The sequence below is a fragment of the Chitinophaga sp. YR627 genome (genome assembly GCF_900114995.1).
GTDB lineage: Bacteria > Bacteroidota > Bacteroidia > Chitinophagales > Chitinophagaceae > Chitinophaga.
In genome coordinates this window covers 114,261-134,113 of sequence record NZ_FOUX01000006.1, presented here as the reverse complement: position 1 = coordinate 134,113, position 19,853 = coordinate 114,261, and the positions used below count along the sequence as shown (strand labels likewise).

Here is a 19,853-nt window from a genome sequence, read left to right as displayed (position 1 = left end):
TTCATTTTACCCCTTCCTGTACCGCTATAGTTATCATAACAGTGGAATTTCCAGCATTTTTTATATAATTGTCTTATGAAATACCTATTCCTCTTATCCATTCCTTTTTTAATTTGCTGCCATTCCGGTAAACAGGGAGAGTCTGTTCAGAAAAACGGTGCTGACTCCGCCCTATATGCCTCCATGGTATTGCCACTCACCGACTCTATCGCACAATTCCCTGACAACGAAGGCTTGTATTTCCGCAGGGCTTTGCTGCTCTTCAATACAGATCCTGCACTTGCACAGAAAGACTTTGAAAAGGCGGCGCAGCTGAAACCGGCCGTGACCGATTTCTGGGCTGGCGCCGGGGAAGCTGCGCTGGTGCTGGAACACTATCCGCAGGCCATTACACAGTTTGAAAAGGCTTTACAGACAGCGCCCGGTTATCCTTATCTGCAATACAGACTGGCAACGGCTCTGATTGAAAACAAACAATATACATCAGCTGATAGTCTGGCGGGCGTGCTGGCAAAATCTACCGGTACCTACGATAAAGCCTATTACCTGAAAGCGAGGATTGCAGAGGAAAACAAAGATACCACCCTGGCGATCAGTCATCTGACGGCGGCGGTAGATCATGCAGGGCTGCAGAGTGATTATGACGCTGTGATGGAACTGGGAGATCTGTTACTGGCCAGACGATCTGCTAATACACCGAAATACTACAAACTGGCGGCCAGACTGGACTCTGTGAATGCGGAACCGTATATTGCCCTGGGACAGTATTATGAGCAGACCGGCAATACTCCGGAAGCCGTTACTGCTTATATGAGCAGTATCTCTACTGACCCCGATGACGAAAGAGCTTATATGGCCCTGGGAACGATCAATGTGCGTAAAAAGAACTGGAAAGAAGGCCTGCGTTTTTTCGATCTGGCGGCGAAAACATCCCCTAATAATTCTGAGGCGTATTATAACCGTGCACAGTGTCTGGAGCAACTGGGCCGTAAGGAAGACGCGATAGATGACTATATCAAGGCGCTTACATTCAGAAAGGAATATCCGGAAGCGAAAGCTGCATTGGATAAACTAAAAAAATAAACAGTTATATTCGTAACGATGAATAGCAGTACGGGCGACATGATGGCCGTCTGTACATGATTCCTAATCTTTAAACGAGTGGCTTTGGAAAACAGAAACACATTTATCGCACCGTCTCTCCTGGCGTCCAATTTCCTGGAGCTAAGGAAAGAAGTTGAGATGTTGAATCGCAGTGAGGCGGATTGGTTGCACCTGGACGTAATGGATGGCAGATTTGTACCGAATATCAGTTTTGGCTTACCGGTGATCTCACAGATCAGAAAGGCGACTACAAAGGTCTGTGACGTACACCTGATGATCGAAGAGCCGGAGAGATATGCAGAAGATTTCAAAAAAGCGGGGGCTGACCTCCTGACTGTACACTATGAGGCCTGCACACACTTACACAGGAATATACAACAGATCAAAAGTCTGGGAATGAAAGCCGGTGTGGCATTGAATCCGCATACACCTGTGCATCTGCTGGAGAATATTATCAATGATATCGATCTTGTACTGATAATGAGTGTGAATCCCGGTTTCGGCGGCCAACACTTCATTCCGAGAAGTCTGGATAAGATACGCCAGACCCGTGAAATGATCAATCATTATAAAGCGCATGCGTTGATTGAAGTAGATGGCGGCATTACATTGGACAATGCAGCCAGCATACTGGATGCGGGTGCGAATGTACTGGTGGCGGGTAGCTCGGTGTTTGCATCCAAAGACCCGGAAGCAACGATCAGTGCGTTGAAAAAAGCGTAATTGCAATTGCTTATAACAGAAGAGGGTTATGTCGTATGACATAACCCTCTTCCATATATGAACATATCAGTTTCAGCTGGCCTGTAACTTCGTAATGATCTCACTGGACAAAGGTTTGGTGAGATAGCCTTTCACGAATGAATAGTTATCTACCTTTTTACGGTCTTTATCATCAATAGAAGAAGTCAGTACAAAAATGCCGATCTGTTTGGCTAAGTCTTTATAAAAACCGGCGTAGTCATTGAGGAAATCCCATCCGTCCATGACTGGCATATTAAGATCAAGTAAGATCAGATCAGGCAATTGCTCGGCCTGGAAGGAATATTGACGTAGATAATCCAGCACGTCCTGCGCATCGGAAAAGGCCCTCACATTCTCTCCAATACCCTGTCGTTTGATCATTATGTTCGCGATCTGCTGATGAATAGGATCATCATCTACGATAAAAATCATGTTGTGCAATTGCATACAGGGATTTAGTCTGTTTTAAAGGTAATAATAAATTTCGTTCCCCGACCCGGTGTACTTTCCGCACGAATGCTCCCACCCATTGCCTCAACCTGTGTTTTGGTGATAAAAAGGCCGATACCTTTCGCGTCTTTGTTCTTGTGAAACGTCTTTCTGAAACCAAAAAGCTTATGTCCGAAACGTTCCATATCGATACCCAGTCCATTATCTTCTGCAGTCAGCATAGTATGACCGTTTTCACGCCAGCTTCTCAAATGCAGACGGGGCCTATGTTCAAGGGTACGATAACGGATGGCATTGGTGATCAGGTTCTGCAGGATACTGTCCAGATACAGGCGCGGGAACTCCAGCGAAGGCGCATGTTCAAAATTGGTCGTGAGTTGTATCCCGCTCTTTTCAATATCTGCAAATAAAACGTCTTTCACATGTTGAAGACGCTCAGCAAATATAAGCTCTTCCCGTTCCATATCCACATCTTTCCTGATCTGGACAACGTCCACCAGGTCATTGAGCGTTTCATCTATCTTAAATATCACTTCCTGTAGTAAACTCAGGTATTGTTCCTTTTCATGTTGCAACACTGAATCATTGTGCATCTGCATCAGTGCTTTCAGATTAGCGATCGGCGCACGCAGGTTATGTGAGGTGATGTGCGCGAAATCTTCCAGTTGCTGATTCTGGTTGACCAGGCTCCGGTTCAGCTTACTTAATTGCTTATTGGCCCGGAAAAGGTCTTTCTGCATATTCCGGCTATCGCTGATATCCCGGATGAAGACAGAAACGGTCCCATCGCTCATGTGCGTGATCAGGAACTCATACCATTTATAACGGCGGGGGAAATAGCTGCTGAAGGATTGCGAGACGGTACCTGTCAGTGCTGCAGAGAAACGGGTCCGGAACGGACTGAGGTGTCCCAGTTCGGGGAGTACGTTAAACAGGTTTTCTCCGGGGGATACCTGGCGGCCGGCCATCTCTTCTGCCTTGGTATTAACAAAAGACAGGGTACCGTCTCTTTCCATGGTAGCATATCCCATGTCTACTGCGTCGAAGAACAGGTGCAGTTGTTCGGTGTTCCGTTGCAGCAGGTTGCGCATCTGCCGCTCCAGTTTCCTGTCGGTGATATCGTTGACCAATGCTACAACGATCTGTTCCTGGTCTACGGGATCCCGCAGAGGGAAGAGAGTAAGGTCCAGCCAGACTTCTTTATTCTGGGCGGTCCAGCGACTGTCTTTAGAAAAGTCCAGTTGCTTTTCGACACGGAGCATCTTATTATGCACCATGACGTGTATGAACAGTTCGTCCAGTCCGTAGAGCCGGGCAAACGGGTCGTTCATAATATTGAAAGGAGTCTCTCCTTCTTCGTACTCATATTGAAAGAATGCCCGCTGCGTCTGATTGATACGGCGGATAAACCCGAAGTGGTCAAATTGTATATAGCCGATGGGCAGGTGTTCGATGATCAGATCCAGCAGGCGGGCGCTTTTCTGAAGTTGCATCAGGGAGAGCTGCTTTTCGGTGATGTCGCTCATGAGCATCACCAGTTCGATGATATTCCCCTGATGATCGGCTACTGCGAATACGGTTGCTTCGTAGTAGGCAGGCAGGATGCGGATCACGCCGTTGATGGCCTGTTCGCGGTAACCGAGGAGTATTTCTCCGGTAGCGGGTTCGCCATTGCTTTGAACAGCGATGAACAGATCAGCCAGACCTGTTTCCTGGAATACCGGCTCTTCAAAAAGGTTATACCCTGGCATACAGAGTACCGGATCGATGCCTTCCCATATCTGCTGTTGCAGTTCGTTGGCGCCGCGGTGCGTACCATCAGGTGCAAAGTGCTGTAAGCCGAAAGGCATGGCGTGTAATACGGATGCGGGTTCGGCCGGACGACGGCCGGTAATGTCGGTACCGGAGAGGAGGAAATGGTCGCCTGCCGGACTTAACTTCCATTGTATCCACTGGCGGGTATGGCAATACATCTCCACACAGGCTGGCCGGCCCATATTGAGCAGGTGACATAGCATAGGCCAGTACACCCCTGCATTCCTTCCGATGACATCATTAAAATGTACAGTTGTAATATTTCCTGCCGGATGAAATTCCCCCTCCGGTATCTGCAGCCACCCCGACGCCTGCTGATTGGCATACAAGAGGTTACCGTGCAGATCCAGTAACAGCGCCGGTATTACACCTGTCAGCGCGTTACTCATAATGGCATTCATCATAAATCCCGAACGATAATCCCTTTAAAAATACTCAATATATGATTAAAAATAGCTATTCTTAATAACTATCTGGCGGGAGGACAGTCATTTGTATTATTTAAGGCCTTAATTTTGCGTTTTCCACCGATGTGGATTTCCCGTTTTCAGCAAGTGTAAAAGGATAAATATCTTTGGGAACAATAGTAGACAGACAAACATTAAATGCACAGGCAATGAAGTATTCATTCTCATGAGAGCTGAAAGTGACAGACCGGTTATACGGGAATCACTTCATTTTTCTATAGTTCTTTGGTATTGAAGGTGAAATGATCGCAGCATCTGCGGTCCACACAGGAAAAATGCTTTGGCGTGGTTATTGCCGCTGCTGATCAGGCTACTGCTCTTCCTGGTGTGGTATCTGCAAACACCTTCCTGCCAGTTTTAGCGAAGCCTTAAGTAAGGTTAATAAACTCCAGGTTTCTTAATGTAACGCGTTTAAGGTATATTGCTTTAGACACCTTATACGGAGAAACCTCAAACGATTTAAATAAAATATCACTTGACAGAATCAATCATCAGCTTAGATAGTATTAACCCTATCGAGTTCTTCGGAGTAAACAATGGAAAACTTGATCTGCTGAAAAAGAAATTTCCACTGCTAAAGATTCTCTCCCGTGGAACACAACTCAAGCTCTCCGGCGCTCAGGAAGAAGTAGCCACTGCTCAGGAAAAAATCGGACAAATCATTTCTTATCTTGAACGTAACGGTAATCTGAGCGAAAACTATTTTGAACAGATCCTGGGCGATGAAGAAACGGTAGATGCATTCAAGGACCGTAATTCCAATGAGGTCCTGGTATTCGGCCCAAATGGCCGCAATGTAAAAGCAAGAACAGCCAACCAGAAGAAAATGGTATCTCTGGCTGACAAAAATGATATCATTTTTGCCATTGGCCCTGCCGGTACCGGTAAAACTTATACCGCTGTGGCGCTTGCTGTAAGAGCATTAAAAAACAAAGCTGTCAGAAAGATCATCCTGACCCGTCCCGCTGTAGAAGCAGGTGAAAACCTGGGTTTTCTGCCCGGTGACCTGAAGGAGAAGATCGATCCATACCTGCGTCCACTGTATGATGCACTGGATGACATGATCCCTGCTGACAAACTCAGTTATTTCATGACCAACCGTGTGATCGAGATCGCTCCCCTGGCGTATATGCGCGGACGTACACTCGATAACGCTTTTATCATCCTGGATGAGGCCCAGAACGCCACCGAACTGCAGATCAAAATGTTCCTGACACGTATCGGTGCATCAGCCAAAGCTATTATCACGGGCGACCTTACGCAGATCGACCTGCCTAAAAATCAGAAATCCGGACTGGAAAAAGCGACCCGTATCCTTCGTAATATCGATGGTATCGGCTACCTCCAGTTAGACGAAGAAGACGTAGTAAGACACAGACTGGTGAAGGCTATCATACGAGCGTATGATGCGGCTAAGGAAAAGGAGGACCGCTAACAATTAACACTTCCTTAACAGCGTTTTGAGTATGTTCACGCCCTTAAAACGTAAACTGTTAAAGACTTCCTTGCCTATACCGGTTTACAACAAGGAAACCAACAATTTTCAAAAATCAGGTACGGAGCTAAAAAATTACAACCTGCTGCAATAGCTGCTTTTTGTAATTTTCTAACTTTCCTCCTATTTTTGTTAACTGTATTATAATGAACAATTGCATGACCAGTTATCTGCGTATTCTCACCTTGGTATTATTTTTCGGTACTGTACTTAGCAGTTGCAAAAAAAGCGCTACTCCCCAGGAAGTTGCACTTAATTTTATGCACGCTATCCAGGAATCGAACTTTGACCTTGCCAGGGACTACGCAACCAAAGAATCGCAACAGGTAATACAGCTCTACTCCTTTTTTGATGCCCGTCGTAACGACTCAGAAAGGGATAAGATAAAAAAAGCCGGTATAGAGGTGATCGATACAGAAGAAAACGGCGACAAAGCAACCGTGACTGTATTGAACTCATCCTCTCAGCAAAAGGAAAGATTGCAATTGGTAAAGGAAAATGGCCGCTGGAAGATATCGCTCACTTTTGAAAGTATCATTCCGAATTATCTGCCTCCGGCAAGCGCGCCACTGGACTCCGCCATGCTTCCGCAGGATTCTACGGCTCCGCTCCCTACAGATAAATAAGATATTGTAAATCAAGTCTTTTCTGTTTATTTTGCAGCAATTGCGAAATTACAGTTGAGTTCCTTATTTTTGCGCACGCGCCAGCAGACGTTTATTCTAAATTCCACATTAGCTTACGGTAAATCAGTTGCCAGGGTCCCAACGAAAGACTTTGCGACGTTATACCTTTCTGCAATGCTGAATAAACGCAGGCGCTTAAATAGTAAATAATCAAAAAATTAAGTTTGATGATGACGACGAACAATCCATGGCATAGTGTCAGCACAGGATCAGAAGCGCCAAATGTAGTAAATGCTATTATTGAAATTCCGAAAGGATGTCGCGCTAAATACGAGCTGGACAAAGAAAGCGGCCTGCTGAGACTCGACAGGGTGCTTTATTCTTCTGTTTACTATCCAGCTAACTACGGTTTTATCCCTAAAACCTACTGTGATGACCATGATCCGCTGGATATCCTCATCCTCTCCCAGGTAGATGTGGTTCCAATGTGCCTCATGGAAGCTAAAGTGATCGGCGTTATGCAGATGATCGATAACGGTGAAGCAGATGATAAGATCATCGCCGTAGCAGCTAACGATATGAGCGTTGCGCATATCAACGACATCTCCGAACTGCCTCCTCACTTTACAGCTGAGATCCGTCACTTCTTTGAAGAATACAAGAGACTGGAGCACAAAACTGTAAAAGTGGCTGACTTCCAGAACAAAGAAGTTGCTGAGCGTATCGTACTGGAAAGCATTGAGCTTTACAACAAGACCTTCGGCGATAAATAATTACAACGGATAACCGTAAAAGAAAGAGGCTGCCTCAATATTGAGCAGCCTCTTTTTATTTGGATACCTGGTGATCAGGTAATCATTTTCTGTTAGAAATAGCGCCTGATAATACGCAGTTTATGCGTTCTTACACCGGTATCGATATTGGTAATTCCCTGGTTGTCAATCGGGTCTACCCTTACCTTTCCGGAAGCATGAATGATCTCATGGTCATTCAGCAGAATGCCTACATGTGTGATCCGTCCTTCCGCATTGTCAAAGAAAGCCAGATCGCCTGCCTTTGCTTCCTGCACAAAATCCACCGTAGTACCCTGTGTCGCCTGCTGATAGGCATCACGTAAAAGATGGATACCCAGTGTCTTGAATATGGTCTGTGTAAACCCGGAACAATCTGCACCAAACACCGACTTCCCTCCCCAGAGATAAGCCGTATTCAGATAGAGAAAAGCAGCCTTTGTCAGGGCTGTAATATCCACCGCATCGCTATTACCGATCTCCGTGGGCTTTTCCTCAAACTGTACCGTTACCCTTCCCCAGTTTGTAACATCAGTCGTTCCGTGCTTGATAACGCAACCAAACGGCGCCTGTAAAGGCTTTCCATTCAGGAGTACCTGGTTGACCCAGGAAGCCGTATAATGGGTATACGGTGCATTAAAAAGCGCTTCATCGATCGTTTCCAGGTGATTAACAGTTGCCCATCCCTCATATCCATCATACTGACATTTTACCCTTACCCAACCGTCTGATCCGGTGGCAATGATTTCACTGCATTCCCCGAACAAGGCTTGTGAGATAATTTCACTTTTGTGAGACTGTTCCGCCCGTAATGGCATAATTGGAACAACAGTAATCGCGTATGGCATATTAATTGTCTAAAATAATTATATGTCAAAAGACAACAAAATGAACTTTTTTGTCTTTTATATGTAAATATAGGTAACACTATGCTACAGCAGTTAACTAATTTATCAGATAAAGAATTGATTTCCCGGGCAAGAAAGCTTAAGGATCAGGAAGCCGAAGGTGTACTCATGGAAAGATACAGCCACCTCATGGTCGCTGTTTGTTTACCCTACCTCAACAATGGTCCCGCTACCAGTCCGGAGGAGATCTATCCTTCTTTGCTGCAACGTCTCAGTGACAGTCTGAAAACCCAGACCATCCCGAAAGCCAATGAATGGATCCACTATACTATCAGGGTACTACAGACCCATGCAGATAAGAACAGTCCATTTTTTCCCAGTACGGAATCCAGAGATCAGCAACAGATAGAAGCTAAAATAGAAAAGGCGGCGACCAACCAGAAAGAACAGCAACAGCTGATCGCTACGATCGGGCGAACACTCGATAAACTGCCCGCCGACGAAAAATATTTACTGAAAGAATTCTACATGCATAATAAAAGTTTTGCAGAACTGGCGGAAGCTAAGAATATCTCCATCGGGAAAATCAGACAAACACTGCAGCAGGCAAAGCAAAAAATGGCTTCCTTATTGATGAACGAAACCTATGAGTAACTTGGAAAACAATGAAAAAATACTGAAGATCTTCAGTAACATCCGCTGTCTTAACAGAGACCAGCTGCCCCGCTACGTGGACGGCCGACTCACGGATGTCGAGAAACACCTGGTGGAACAACACCTGGTGGACTGCGATCTGTGTTTTGATGCATTGCAGGTACTCCAGCAACAACAATACAGGGAAAAATACCAGCCGCTGTCAGCCAGTATGCTACAGTACATCCGCAGCAGCATCAAACAGGTATCTCATGCACATAAAGCCGAACGTTATCAGCGCCAGGAACAGAAAAAGGAAAGTTTCCTGATCTATTTCTGGGTAGTCGCTGCCATCGCTGCCGGCGCTGGCCTTATTTATCTCATACAGCAACAGGAGAAATTCAAGGCGCCTGTTACCAAAGCCATGGCCAGCAATACGGAAATTCCTGCTCCGGCAATGAATGCTTCAGCTGTACAGGCGGCAGTTGTTACGCCCGTACGTGCGGAAACAGCCGATACGCTCAGACATCACCCGGCGCCACCAGCAGCAGCAACAACAGCGCCCGTCGCTCCTCCTGCTGCCACTCCGGCGCCTGCCGTACCTAAACCGGTCGTGAAAGACTCGGTTAAGGCAAAGGTACCGGCAGCAGCACCCGTGAATAAGGATAGCGCTAAAAAACAGGCGCCTCCTGCCACTAAACCGGCAGAAGTAAAGGAAGCGGTCAAAGCACCTGCTCCGGAGCATAAAGACACCCCTACGATCGCAAAGAAAACAGAAGATAAACCGGAACCTAAACCGGTGCCGAAAGAGAAGAAAGACGACGACGATGATAAGCCCAAACCAAAACCTGCCACAGAATCAGCTCCCAGCGGGACGGATGAATTCCTGTATAAGGCAGCAATGGTCTATCATCAGCAGGGAGACCTCAACGAGGCTATTTCCCGTTATAAACACCTTTCCGGCAGCAGTGGCAAGTACGGCGAATTGTCCCGTTACCAGCTGGCGGTATGCTACCGTAGCAAAGGACAAACAGGTAAGGCCAGACGTATGTTCAAGGAGGTCGTGCGTATGAACGGCAGCATGAAAGACAAAGCCCAGGCGGCCCTGGATAATCTGTAAATCGTTCCGCTGATAGTATCATCCTCACTCCTCATACAGTCCATAGAATTTTCCATAGCGGAGTCTTCTATGGACTTTTTTATTGATTATATTTTATGGAATTGCCTGGGTATTGCATCTTAATATTATAAGTATTTTATCTTTATCCAGTGAATTATAAGAATAGTCAGGAATTAACAGACGAAGAACTGCTGGAGCGGTATAAAGCCGACGAAAACAGCAATTGGGTAGGCATCCTGTTTGACAGGTATGCGATCCTGTTATTGGGTATGTGCATGAAATACCTTAAAAATGAAGAGGATGCGAGAGACAGTGTACAACAGATATTTTTAAAAGTATTGGCAGATATCAATAAGCACAAAGTGCAGTACTTCAGGGCCTGGATCTACCAGGTCAGCAAGAACCACTGTCTGATGCAGTTAAGACATAAGAGTCAGGTGAGACAGGAAGAAGTCAGCGAGAAACATCTCAATGATCCCGGAGAACCGGAAGATGATAAGGCGCGATTCGTAGAAAAGGATAACTTGCTGGAAAATATGCAGCAGGCGCTGGAACAATTAAACCCGGAGCAACGTGTCTGTGTCAAACTTTTTTATCTGCAAAAACGCTCTTACCAGGATATTACAGACGAGACGGGGTATACCCTGTTACAGGTGAAGAGTTATATTCAGAATGGAAAGCGTAACCTGAAGCTCCTGCTGAGCAAACAGGGATAGCGAAGTAAGTATGCGGATTTATAATTATTGAGGAAACATTTTTATGAACGAAGAATATCAGGATATTTTCACCACGACGGCCTGTCCTACGCAACAGCAACTGCTGGACTATGTACAGGGCAGGATGACAGCGGAAGAAAAGCATGAAGTGGAACTTCATCTTGCCGATTGTGAAATGTGCAGTGAGGCAGTGGAGGGATTATCAGCCTTTGAAGAGAAGGAAAAGATCCCCGTATTATTACGGCAGATGAAGTGGCAGATGCTGCGTAAGCTCCGTACCACCAAACGTCGTAAACACCAGATGTCCTACTTTACTGAACTGGCGATCATTGTTATTGTCATCCTGTTCATATTGCTGGCGGCATTCTGGACCTATCATTTTATATCAGGCAAAAGGTAAGTACATATTGACCTATATGCAAAAAGTCCCGGTTCGTAATGAACCGGGACTTTTTTTATGATGTCTGTATCTATACGATTACAGGCTTTCCAGCTTTTTCTTAACTGCTTCTACTTTAGCAGTTTCGTTTTTGATAGCATAGATCTTCTGCAGTGCATACAGGCAGCTTTCGAAAGTTTGCTTGTCGCTTGGTTCCAGAGAACCAGCTGCTGTGAAGTTAGCTTCTGCTTTCTCGAAGAAAGGCAGTGCCTGATCCATCAGACCAGTTACTTTAGTCTGCAGTTCTTTTGCTTTCGGTGTGTTCAGTGATTTGCTGTCCATTGCGTTCAGTTCTTTGTTGAAACCTACTGCACGGTTGAAATACAGCGCACCTAACTGGAAGTTAGCAGTTGCATCATCAGCTTTCAGTTCGATTGCTTTTTTGTAAGCGTTTTCAGCTTTCGTCATCAGCTCATCGTAGTTAGCTGGTTTAGTTGCTTCTTCTTTACCATCAGAACGAGGGTTTGCCAGGTTGTCAACACGGATACCGTAGTCGAGAATGGTCTGGAAGTCATTTGGATTTTCAGACATTTTCTTTTCCAGCATACCCAGTAACTCGGCAGTTTTACCTGTCTTGGAGTAGTAGATCATTTCCATATCGTTGAAGCGCTTGTCTTTAGGGAACATAGCTTTTGCTTCTTCGATAGTTTTGATCCAGTTAGCGTTATCACCTTTCTCTTCGTAAGTCTGTGCGAGGATTACGTACAGTGCAGGCTCAGATTTAAACTGAAGATCAGCTGCTTTTCTCAGGAAAGGCAATGCATCATCTTTTTTACCTGCCTGGTTAGCAGCGTAACCAGCATAGAAGGTCATGGAAGTATCTGTAGGGATGGTACCACCCAGATTTTTACCATTATAGTATTCAGCAATACTGAAAGCGTCTCTGAAGTGGAAGAACGCAGAATCCCATTTCTGGTCATTCAGGTTACCATAACCTGCGTTACCTACGGTAGCATACAGGTTAAACATACGCTGGTTCATTTCCAGTAAAGCTTCAGGCAGTTTAGCGTTGATATCCAAAGCTTTTTTGTAAGCTTCGAATGCTTCCAGCGCCTGCTGAGCATCCTTCTTGTCAGTTGCTACTGCTTCGAAGATTTTACCCTTAACGTACCAGGTTTTAGCTTCACCTTTAGTTTTTTCATTTTCCAGTGCTGCCTGAATATCGGCTTTCGCTTTATCATAGTCTTTCTTGGACAGCGCCTCGTCAGCACTGCTTACCTTGGCACGTTGCGCTACTGCAACCATCGCTGCACCGCAAAAGACAAATGATACCAGTAATTTTTTCATGTTGCTCAATATTTTGTTGTTTTCTATAAGTATGGCGTTAGATTTAATGCCTGTTTCAACCATAATAAATACAATCTACCGCAGGTTAACCATTAGTTCGCTTAAATAAAATGCGGCTTCTTTGTAATTATTCTGCAGGCGTTTCATCTACCGGAGCTTCTCCCTGAGCTGCTGAGCTACCATCCTGGCCTGGCTCATTTCCTTCCATACCTTCCTGAGCTTCTTCATCGAGCCTTTGCTCTTCCTGTTCATCCAGGCGTGCTACAGCTGCGATTTCGTCGCTATCGTCCAGTCTGATCAGGCGCACACCCTGTGTAGCTCTACCCGCCTCACGGATGTCAGCAACCGCCATACGGATGGTGATACCGGATTTACAGGTGATCATCAGGTCATCCTTTTCAGTCACGTCCAGAATAGCGATCAGGCTACCTGTTTTCTCTGTAATATTGATGGTTTTTACACCCTTACCACCGCGGTTGGTAATTCTATATTCCTCAATATCAGTACGTTTACCGAAACCTTTCTCTGAAACCACCAGTACAGTACGGGTTTCATCCTCCTTATTTACACAAATCATACCAACAACCTCGTCCTTGTCATTGTCTACCTCGATACCTCTTACACCGATAGCGCCACGACCTGTGTCGCGTACGGTATTTTCAGGGAAGCGGATGGCACGGCCACTCTTAATAGCCATCATGATCTGACTGTTACCGTTGGTCAGCTTAGCTTCCAGTAACTGGTCGCCTTCGTTGATCGTGATTGCGTTCACACCATTCTGACGCGGGCGGGAGAAATCTTCCAGCAGGGTCTTCTTGATGATACCGTTCGCAGTACACAATACAATATAATGAGAGCTGATGAATTCTTTATCACCCAGGTCTTTGATATCAATGATTGCCCTGATCTTGTCATCAGTTGGCAGGTTGATCAGGTTCTGGATAGCACGGCCTTTACCACTCTTCTCACCTTCAGGGATCTCGTATACTTTCAGCCAGTAACAACGACCTTTCTCAGTGAAGAACAACATGGTATGATGCGTAGACGCCACGAACAGGTGTTCGATATAGTCTTCCTCACGGGTCTTACCACCCAATGCGCCACGGCCCCCACGTTTCTGCTGACGATAATCGTATGCGGAAGTACGTTTGATATAACCCAGGTGAGAGATGGTGATTACCACATCTTCCTCTGCGATGATATCTTCCATACGCATCTCGCTGGCCAGGTACTGAATTTCAGTTTTACGCTCGTCACCGAAACGTTTCTTCACGTCTTCCAGTTCCTCTTTGATGATCTTGAAACGGAGTCCTTCATCAGAAAGTATTTCTTTCAGGTAAGCGATCAGTTTCATGACTTCATCGTATTCTTCTTTGATCTTATCGCGTTCCATACCGGTCAGACGTTGTAAACGTAATTCCAGTATCGCCTTAGACTGAATTTCACTCAGTTCGAAACGGGTCATTAAACCCTCTTTTGCTTCTTCCGGCGTACGGGACGCACGGATCAGCGCAATTACTTCATCCAGGTGATCCAGCGCAATCAGGTAACCCTGTAAGATGTGCGCTTTCTCTTCCGCTTTACGCAGGTCGAAACGCGTTCTGCGTACTACCACTTCGTGACGGAAGTCTACGAATTCAGACAGCATATCTTTCAGGTTCAGTACACGCGGACGGCCTTTTACCAGCGCCACGTTATTGATACCGTAAGAAGTCTGTAATTCGGAATATTTATACAGCTGATTGATCACCACGTTGGCAATCGCCTCACGTTTCAGATCGATCACCAGGCGCATACCATCACGGTCACTTTCGTCACGCGCTTCAGATATACCTTCAATGATCTTATCGTCTGCCAGTTGCGCGATCTTCTGATGCAGCGCAGCCTTATTGATCTGGTAAGGAAGTTCATAGATCACCAGACGCTCGCGACCTGCTTTGGAAGTTTCCACATTCACTTTACCACGCACTACTACCCTTCCGCGGCCTGTCTCAAAGCCCTGTTTCACACCTTCATAACCGTAGATGATACCACCGGTCGGGAAGTCAGGCGCTTTTACGTGCTTGATCAGTTCTTCTATTGTAATGTCACGGTTATCAATGTACGCAATCAGACCATCTACCACCTCTGAAAGGTTGTGCGGCATGATGTTGGTCGCCATACCTACCGCAATACCCGAAGCTCCGTTGATCAGGAGGTTAGGAATACGTGTAGGCAGTACTGTAGGCTCTTCAAGGGTATCATCAAAGTTCAGGGTGAAGTCCACTGTTTCTTTGTCGATATCTTCCAGCATCGCTTCTGCCATACGTTGCAGACGGATCTCCGTATAACGCATAGCTGCCGGCATGTCACCATCCACAGAACCGAAGTTACCCTGACCGTCTACCAGCATGTAACGAAGGCTCCATGGCTGGGCCATACGTACAATGGTATCATAAATGGAGGCGTCACCATGCGGGTGAAACTTACCCATCACCTCCCCTACGATACGGGCTGATTTCTTGTAAGGTTTGTTACTGTTATTCCCTAACTCGTTCATACCAAACAACACGCGGCGGTGTACAGGTTTTAAACCGTCCCGGACATCCGGAAGAGCACGTCCGACGATCACAGACATCGAGTAATCGATGTAGGCGGTTTTCATCTGCTCTTCAATGTTGATCTGGATAATCCTGCCGTCTTGCTGATTTTCCGTATTTTCTGACATTATATTGTTGGTTTACAATTTATTCCGTAAAAAAATAAATAGACGCAAATATAGCCATTTTAAGCCGTATTCCGGCCTTTTTGACATAGAATGTGAATAAAAAAGGAATTGTCATATTGAACAAATAAGATATGCGTTAAGAACAATTTCCACAGATAGACTATTTAATCCTTAATTTGCGTTAACTCCTTCAATTAATATTCTATATAATAGAAAAAAGAAATATTGGGAAAATAAAATATTGGCAAAGATTTTGTTTTTAACCCGGTGAAAATCAGAGGGTCACGGACAGTTTACCAAAATTATCATAGGTTAAAAACGAATTTTCCAGAAAATTCGAACATTAGATAGACGACTGATGTTAAATCCCTGTTCTGTAACCATATTAAAGATGAACAAATTAATATGAAGAATATACTCTTGTTTGGTGCCGGCAAGTCGGCTACGAGCCTGATCGACTACCTGGTATCAAATGCTCCACGGCAAAAATGGCATATTACAGTAGCCGACCACGACCTCGCGCTCATCAAATCCAAAACCGGAAAGTCTTACTATGTTACCCCAGCAGCTATTGACATCAGGGATGAAGCATCCAGACAAAAGCTGATTCAGGAAACGGACCTCGTTATCTCCCTGCTACCCGCACAGTTGCATATCCTCGTCGCAAAAGACTGTCTGCAGTTTGGTAAAAACCTGCTCACCGCCTCTTATATCGACCCGGAAGTTAAAAAACTGGAAAAAGAAATTGAAGACGCAGGCCTGCTCTTTATGTATGAAATGGGCCTCGACCCCGGCATAGACCACATGAGTGCCATGAAGCTCATTCACTCCATCGAAAAGAAAGGTGGACAGATCTCCGCTTTCCGCTCCTATTGCGGCGGACTCGTATCGCCCGAAAGCAACGACAATCCATGGCAGTATAAGATCTCCTGGAATGCCCGCAATATCGTGCTCGCCGGTAACTCAGGTGCTACCTACCGTGAAAAAGGAAAGACTAAGGAAGTCTCCTACCAGCATCTCTTCGATCAGTCAAAAACAATTCATATTCCAAGTCTCGGTAAACTGGCCTATTACCCTAACCGCGACTCACTGAACTATATCAGTGCCTATAAACTGGAAGAAGTACCGACCTTCATGCGCGCTACCCTCCGCTATCCCGATTTCTGCGAAGGTTGGGGTACACTCGTGAAACTCGGTCTGACCGACGATACTAAAAAGATCCAGACAGATAACATGACCTTTTATGAATGGACCAGTCAGCACATCGACCAGGATGCCTCCATCAGTCATGAAGAAAATATCGCCAATTATCTTGGTATCAGCGCCAAGTCAAAAATACTGCGTCAGCTGAAGTTCCTGGGATTACTGAATGGAGAGACCATTCATCTCGGCGAACAAACAAACGCCTCTGTTCTCCAGCATATCGTTGAGTCAAAACTGGGTATGGAAGTCACTGATAAAGATATGATCGTGATGACCCATGAGATCGAGTTTGAAAGAAGAGGCATGAGCACCCGCCTGCATAGTTACATGATCGCACAGGGTGAAGACAGCGTACGCACCGCCATGGCTAAAACCGTAGGCCTTCCCTTAGGTATCATGGCGAAACTCATTCTCCAGGATAAAGTCACCCTCAAAGGCCTGCATATCCCGATCACACCGGATATTTATAACCCGGTGCTGAAAGAACTGGAAGAATTCAACATCCGCTTCGAAGAAAGTTTTGAATAACATAAAAGAGGCAGTCCGGCATACAGCGGACTGCCTCTTTTCTTTATATCAGCTGAAGACCACAGCATCCATTAAGACGCTCTGACTCCATCATTAAACAAGCTATCAGATGAACCCTTCGAGGGTTTTGATCATATCTGCGATCCCCTCCGTTGCAGGCTTCTCTATCTCCATCAGATTACTCATCTTCGGCATCTGTGGCAATTTCCTGTCAATCACAAAGGCCGGTGTTCCCTCCGGCAGATAATCCACCAATCCCGCCGCCGGATACACTACCAGCGAAGTACCGATCACTGCAAATACATCTGCCGTCATCACTACCGCTGCTGCTTCCTGAATCTTTGGCACTGCCTCTCCGAACCATACGATATCCGGACGTAACTGTCCGCCGTCAGCTGCTTTATCTCCTATATTGATATCACTGATAATACGGTACTTCCTGTGTTCATCCAGCACACTACGCATGCTGAAGATCTCTCCATGCAGGTGTAATACCTTCTTTGATCCTGCTCTCTCATGCAGGTCGTCAATATTCTGGGTGATGATCTCTACATCGAATTGCTCCTGTAAAGCAGCCAGCCCTAAATGGGCGGCATTCGGCATTGCCGCTTTTATATCCCGGCGACGCTGGTTATAAAAATCCAGTACCAGTTGCGGGTCTTTCTGCCATCCCTGCGGACTGGCAACTTCATAAACATTATACCCCTCCCACAGGCCATCACTATCACGGAAAGTCCGTAATCCACTCTCTGCACTGATTCCGGCGCCTGTCAAAACTACCAATCTAGGCTTCATTTGTACAAGACATTTTTGATTTTTAAATATACGGGTTTTAACATTTACCGTAACTTTATCGGATAATTAAATAACAGCAATTGAAGATCTTACTGAAGCTTATGCTGTGCGGCATGCTGTTACTACAAATGCAGGCAAACGCACAGACAACAGACACCACCAACCTCCACTATACCGATAGTACCAGATCTACGGAGACGCGTACATTAACGGAAGCCGATACTACTATACGCTATCGTATAAACGGCGCCTATCTGGGTAGCATCTGGAGTGACCTGAAATATACCGTTGCAAGACCTGCGCACTGGCAGGGAAAGGACTTCGTCAGACTGGGTGTTGTACTCGGTACTGCCGGTGGTCTCATGGGTGTAGACTATGAGATCAAACAGTTCTTTGGCCGTAACCACACCAATTTCTGGAATAGTGTAACGGGTCAGGTAGAACCTTTCGGAAACGCCTACTCCCCTTATCTCGTAGGTGGTATGTACCTTGCCGGCGTGATCGCGAAGGACAGGAAACTGGAACATACCTCCCTGATGACCGCCAAGTCCCTCTTACTGTCAACGCTCATTTATACGTTCGCCAAATCGGTGGTAAGACGTGGCCGTCCGACCTATTACGACGATCCGTTTGTATACAATGCGCCGTTCTCCATGGATAAATACCATACCTCCTTCCCTTCCGGTCACATGCTGACGGTGACTTCTGTCGCAACAGCACTTGCCGAAGCATATGGAGACGAACATCCGTGGGTACCCTGGGTTACTTATTCCATCGCCATCATGACCGGCACCACCCGTCTGTATCAGGAAAGACACTGGAGCAGTGATGTATGGTTAGGGGCTTCGCTGGGTTACTTCGTAACAAAAGGAATCTTCAAAAGACAAAGAGACCTGGAAAAGAAGAAGGCGCAAAAGGCACACATGGCACCTTGATACAATGAAGCATTAAGCATAGATAGCAGGACCTTTCTGCGATTCAATATGCTCAAAATAATCAGAGGCACTTCAGTATATCGAAGTGCCTCTTTTTTTATATAAAACCGAATTGCCAGTATCAACAAACCACCCACTATCAGGCCACACTTGCCATTTTCCTCCTCCTTCTTCTTTTGATATATCTTCTGATGAGTACCACTATCACCACTATAACTGCTATACCCGGCCACATCTGTACGATCCCTACTAAGAAAGAAAGCAGATCATTCCAGCCGTCCTTAATTGAAAAAAAGATGCGGGAAAGGAAGCCAGGACCCTGCGGAGAAGAAGTTGCAAACGTCTGAAAAAATGAAAGATTGATCGTGCTCATGGCCACGTTATGATCGATGTATTGCAGACGGCCCTGTGATGCCTCTATTTCTTCACGAATGCTTTTCAGCTGCTCTTCTACTTTCAGAATACCTTCTACTGTTTTCGCCTGTTTCAGAATATCCAGGTAACGCAGCTCTACTTCTTTTTTTGCTTTCATTCGGGAAGCAACATCAACGTATTCTTCTGTTACATCTGTAGCTGATACATTCTTTTCTATCAGTGTATTTGCGGTGCCGGCAAGGGCCTCCAGACAGGAGTCAAATTTCTGGGCGGGAACTTTAATACTGACTTTTATTTCCCAGCTAAGATCTGAGCGGGACTCATTCTCCTCTGTGATGTAGCCATTATAACGGGCAATAATAGCATTCATGGCTTTGCGCGCGTCATTGTAATCTCTCACGGAGTAACGCACCTCGCCGTTTTTAATGATCTTTTTTTGTATTTCTGCGGATGACGCATCCTTTACTAATACAGGAGGTGTAAACTGCACCATGCCTGACGCCGCATCTTTCCCTGCTGAACTTTCAACATGGGTGACAACGTCTTCGGCATCGGAGCTAAATGTTGTTGCTGCCGGACTGGATTCTTTCAATGCCAGATATGCCGGAGCCATGCTTTTTTGTTCTGCATTATGTGCGCAGGACACAAGTGTGAGTAAACTCAATAACAGTATTGATACAGGGATCGGGGTATGCTTAAAAAAGAAACATCTTCTTGTCATAGACCAGTATTTAGTGATAAATATTGCTATAACAAGAAGATGCGCTCAGGAATA

19 protein-coding genes are annotated in these 19,853 nt (G+C 45.7%); 12 read left to right on the top strand and 7 right to left on the bottom strand.

The window, feature by feature from the left end:
• Nucleotides 1-75: 75 nt before the first annotated feature.
• Both BMZ72_RS29850 and rpe read left to right on the top strand, forming a co-directional pair.
• On the top strand, nt 76-1,083 hold the full coding sequence (locus BMZ72_RS29850; protein ID WP_089814057.1) for a tetratricopeptide repeat protein: 1,008 nt from the start codon (nt 76-78) through the stop codon (nt 1,081-1,083).
• Between the two features lie 84 nt (nt 1,084-1,167).
• The gene (gene rpe / locus BMZ72_RS29845; RefSeq protein ID WP_089814055.1) at nt 1,168-1,827 is read left to right on the top strand and encodes a ribulose-phosphate 3-epimerase; all 660 of its coding nucleotides are present in this window, start codon (nt 1,168-1,170) and stop codon (nt 1,825-1,827) included.
• A gap of 72 nt (nt 1,828-1,899) precedes the next feature.
• On the opposite strand, the gene BMZ72_RS29840 is transcribed toward rpe, so the two are convergent.
• Nucleotides 1,900-2,280 carry a response regulator gene (locus BMZ72_RS29840; RefSeq protein WP_052306884.1) on the bottom strand — a complete coding sequence of 127 codons (381 nt, stop codon included), beginning with the start codon at nt 2,278-2,280 and terminating at the stop codon, nt 1,900-1,902.
• A 23-nt stretch (nt 2,281-2,303) separates the two neighbouring features.
• On the bottom strand, nt 2,304-4,517 hold the full coding sequence (locus BMZ72_RS29835; protein WP_089814053.1) for a sensor histidine kinase: 2,214 nt from the start codon (nt 4,515-4,517) through the stop codon (nt 2,304-2,306).
• A gap of 318 nt (nt 4,518-4,835) precedes the next feature.
• Between BMZ72_RS29835 and BMZ72_RS37235 the strand changes: the two genes are divergently transcribed.
• From BMZ72_RS37235 to BMZ72_RS29820, 4 genes are all read left to right on the top strand, one after another.
• Nucleotides 4,836-4,952, top strand: a complete 117-nt coding sequence (locus BMZ72_RS37235) for an AIR carboxylase family protein (RefSeq protein ID WP_410492813.1) — start codon at nt 4,836-4,838, stop codon at nt 4,950-4,952.
• A 103-nt stretch (nt 4,953-5,055) separates the two neighbouring features.
• Nucleotides 5,056-6,015 (top strand): PhoH family protein, encoded by a 960-nt coding sequence (locus tag BMZ72_RS29830; RefSeq protein WP_089814051.1) that lies wholly within the window; start codon nt 5,056-5,058, stop codon nt 6,013-6,015.
• Nucleotides 6,016-6,221: 206 nt separating this feature from the next.
• Nucleotides 6,222-6,701, top strand: a complete 480-nt coding sequence (locus BMZ72_RS29825) for a DUF4878 domain-containing protein (RefSeq protein ID WP_089814049.1) — start codon at nt 6,222-6,224, stop codon at nt 6,699-6,701.
• A gap of 227 nt (nt 6,702-6,928) precedes the next feature.
• Nucleotides 6,929-7,474: an inorganic diphosphatase gene (locus BMZ72_RS29820; protein WP_089814046.1), complete on the top strand. Its 546-nt coding sequence runs from the start codon at nt 6,929-6,931 to the stop codon at nt 7,472-7,474.
• Between the two features lie 92 nt (nt 7,475-7,566).
• On the opposite strand, the gene BMZ72_RS29815 is transcribed toward BMZ72_RS29820, so the two are convergent.
• The gene (locus BMZ72_RS29815; RefSeq protein WP_089814044.1) at nt 7,567-8,340 is read right to left on the bottom strand and encodes a C40 family peptidase; all 774 of its coding nucleotides are present in this window, start codon (nt 8,338-8,340) and stop codon (nt 7,567-7,569) included.
• An 81-nt stretch (nt 8,341-8,421) separates the two neighbouring features.
• Here BMZ72_RS29815 and BMZ72_RS29810 point away from each other — a divergent pair, with 81 nt between their 5' ends.
• The 4 genes from BMZ72_RS29810 (at nt 8,422) to BMZ72_RS29795 (ending at nt 11,209) form a co-directional block, all read left to right on the top strand.
• On the top strand, nt 8,422-8,994 hold the full coding sequence (locus BMZ72_RS29810; RefSeq protein ID WP_089814042.1) for an RNA polymerase sigma factor: 573 nt from the start codon (nt 8,422-8,424) through the stop codon (nt 8,992-8,994).
• The gene (locus tag BMZ72_RS29805) at nt 8,987-10,093 is read left to right on the top strand and encodes a tetratricopeptide repeat protein (protein WP_089814040.1); all 1,107 of its coding nucleotides are present in this window, start codon (nt 8,987-8,989) and stop codon (nt 10,091-10,093) included. Before BMZ72_RS29810 ends, BMZ72_RS29805 begins: the two co-directional genes overlap by 8 nt.
• Nucleotides 10,094-10,242: 149 nt before the next feature.
• Nucleotides 10,243-10,809, top strand: a complete 567-nt coding sequence (locus BMZ72_RS29800; protein WP_089814038.1) for an RNA polymerase sigma factor — start codon at nt 10,243-10,245, stop codon at nt 10,807-10,809.
• 43 nt (nt 10,810-10,852) lie between these two features.
• Nucleotides 10,853-11,209, top strand: a complete 357-nt coding sequence (locus BMZ72_RS29795; protein ID WP_089814035.1) for an anti-sigma factor family protein — start codon at nt 10,853-10,855, stop codon at nt 11,207-11,209.
• A gap of 78 nt (nt 11,210-11,287) precedes the next feature.
• On the opposite strand, the gene BMZ72_RS29790 is transcribed toward BMZ72_RS29795, so the two are convergent.
• Nucleotides 11,288-12,535 carry a tetratricopeptide repeat protein gene (locus BMZ72_RS29790; protein WP_177222975.1) on the bottom strand — a complete coding sequence of 416 codons (1,248 nt, stop codon included), beginning with the start codon at nt 12,533-12,535 and terminating at the stop codon, nt 11,288-11,290.
• Between the two features lie 127 nt (nt 12,536-12,662).
• The gene (gyrA, locus tag BMZ72_RS29785) at nt 12,663-15,242 is read right to left on the bottom strand and encodes a DNA gyrase subunit A (RefSeq protein WP_089814031.1); all 2,580 of its coding nucleotides are present in this window, start codon (nt 15,240-15,242) and stop codon (nt 12,663-12,665) included.
• Nucleotides 15,243-15,647: 405 nt separating this feature from the next.
• Between gyrA and BMZ72_RS29780 the strand changes: the two genes are divergently transcribed.
• Nucleotides 15,648-16,973 (top strand): saccharopine dehydrogenase C-terminal domain-containing protein, encoded by a 1,326-nt coding sequence (locus BMZ72_RS29780; RefSeq protein WP_089814029.1) that lies wholly within the window; start codon nt 15,648-15,650, stop codon nt 16,971-16,973.
• Between the two features lie 105 nt (nt 16,974-17,078).
• On the opposite strand, the gene BMZ72_RS29775 is transcribed toward BMZ72_RS29780, so the two are convergent.
• Nucleotides 17,079-17,768: an SIR2 family NAD-dependent protein deacylase gene (locus BMZ72_RS29775; protein ID WP_089814027.1), complete on the bottom strand. Its 690-nt coding sequence runs from the start codon at nt 17,766-17,768 to the stop codon at nt 17,079-17,081.
• 113 nt (nt 17,769-17,881) lie between these two features.
• Here BMZ72_RS29775 and BMZ72_RS29770 point away from each other — a divergent pair, with 113 nt between their 5' ends.
• Complete coding sequence (locus tag BMZ72_RS29770; protein ID WP_255373330.1) at nt 17,882-18,703, top strand: phosphatase PAP2 family protein; 822 nt, start codon at nt 17,882-17,884, stop codon at nt 18,701-18,703.
• A gap of 139 nt (nt 18,704-18,842) precedes the next feature.
• Here the strand turns inward: BMZ72_RS29770 and BMZ72_RS29765 are convergent, their stop codons facing one another.
• Nucleotides 18,843-19,799: a DUF4349 domain-containing protein gene (locus tag BMZ72_RS29765; RefSeq protein ID WP_089814023.1), complete on the bottom strand. Its 957-nt coding sequence runs from the start codon at nt 19,797-19,799 to the stop codon at nt 18,843-18,845.
• Nucleotides 19,800-19,853 lie beyond the last annotated feature (54 nt).

Coding starts and splice junctions, on each gene's coding strand:
- BMZ72_RS29850 (WP_089814057.1), top strand. CDS start 76: ATGAAATACCTATTCCTCTTATCCATTCCTTTTTTAATTTGCTGCCAT.
- BMZ72_RS29840 (WP_052306884.1), bottom strand. CDS start 2,280: ATGATTTTTATCGTAGATGATGATCCTATTCATCAGCAGATCGCGAAC.
- BMZ72_RS29835 (WP_089814053.1), bottom strand. CDS start 4,517: ATGATGAATGCCATTATGAGTAACGCGCTGACAGGTGTAATACCGGCG.
- BMZ72_RS29825 (WP_089814049.1), top strand. CDS start 6,222: ATGAACAATTGCATGACCAGTTATCTGCGTATTCTCACCTTGGTATTA.
- BMZ72_RS29820 (WP_089814046.1), top strand. CDS start 6,929: ATGATGACGACGAACAATCCATGGCATAGTGTCAGCACAGGATCAGAA.
- BMZ72_RS29815 (WP_089814044.1), bottom strand. CDS start 8,340: ATGCCATACGCGATTACTGTTGTTCCAATTATGCCATTACGGGCGGAA.
- BMZ72_RS29810 (WP_089814042.1), top strand. CDS start 8,422: ATGCTACAGCAGTTAACTAATTTATCAGATAAAGAATTGATTTCCCGG.
- BMZ72_RS29805 (WP_089814040.1), top strand. CDS start 8,987: ATGAGTAACTTGGAAAACAATGAAAAAATACTGAAGATCTTCAGTAAC.
- BMZ72_RS29795 (WP_089814035.1), top strand. CDS start 10,853: ATGAACGAAGAATATCAGGATATTTTCACCACGACGGCCTGTCCTACG.
- BMZ72_RS29790 (WP_177222975.1), bottom strand. CDS start 12,535: ATGAAAAAATTACTGGTATCATTTGTCTTTTGCGGTGCAGCGATGGTT.
- gyrA (WP_089814031.1), bottom strand. CDS start 15,242: ATGTCAGAAAATACGGAAAATCAGCAAGACGGCAGGATTATCCAGATC.
- BMZ72_RS29780 (WP_089814029.1), top strand. CDS start 15,648: ATGAAGAATATACTCTTGTTTGGTGCCGGCAAGTCGGCTACGAGCCTG.
- BMZ72_RS29775 (WP_089814027.1), bottom strand. CDS start 17,768: ATGAAGCCTAGATTGGTAGTTTTGACAGGCGCCGGAATCAGTGCAGAG.
- BMZ72_RS29770 (WP_255373330.1), top strand. CDS start 17,882: ATGCTGTTACTACAAATGCAGGCAAACGCACAGACAACAGACACCACC.
- BMZ72_RS29765 (WP_089814023.1), bottom strand. CDS start 19,799: ATGACAAGAAGATGTTTCTTTTTTAAGCATACCCCGATCCCTGTATCA.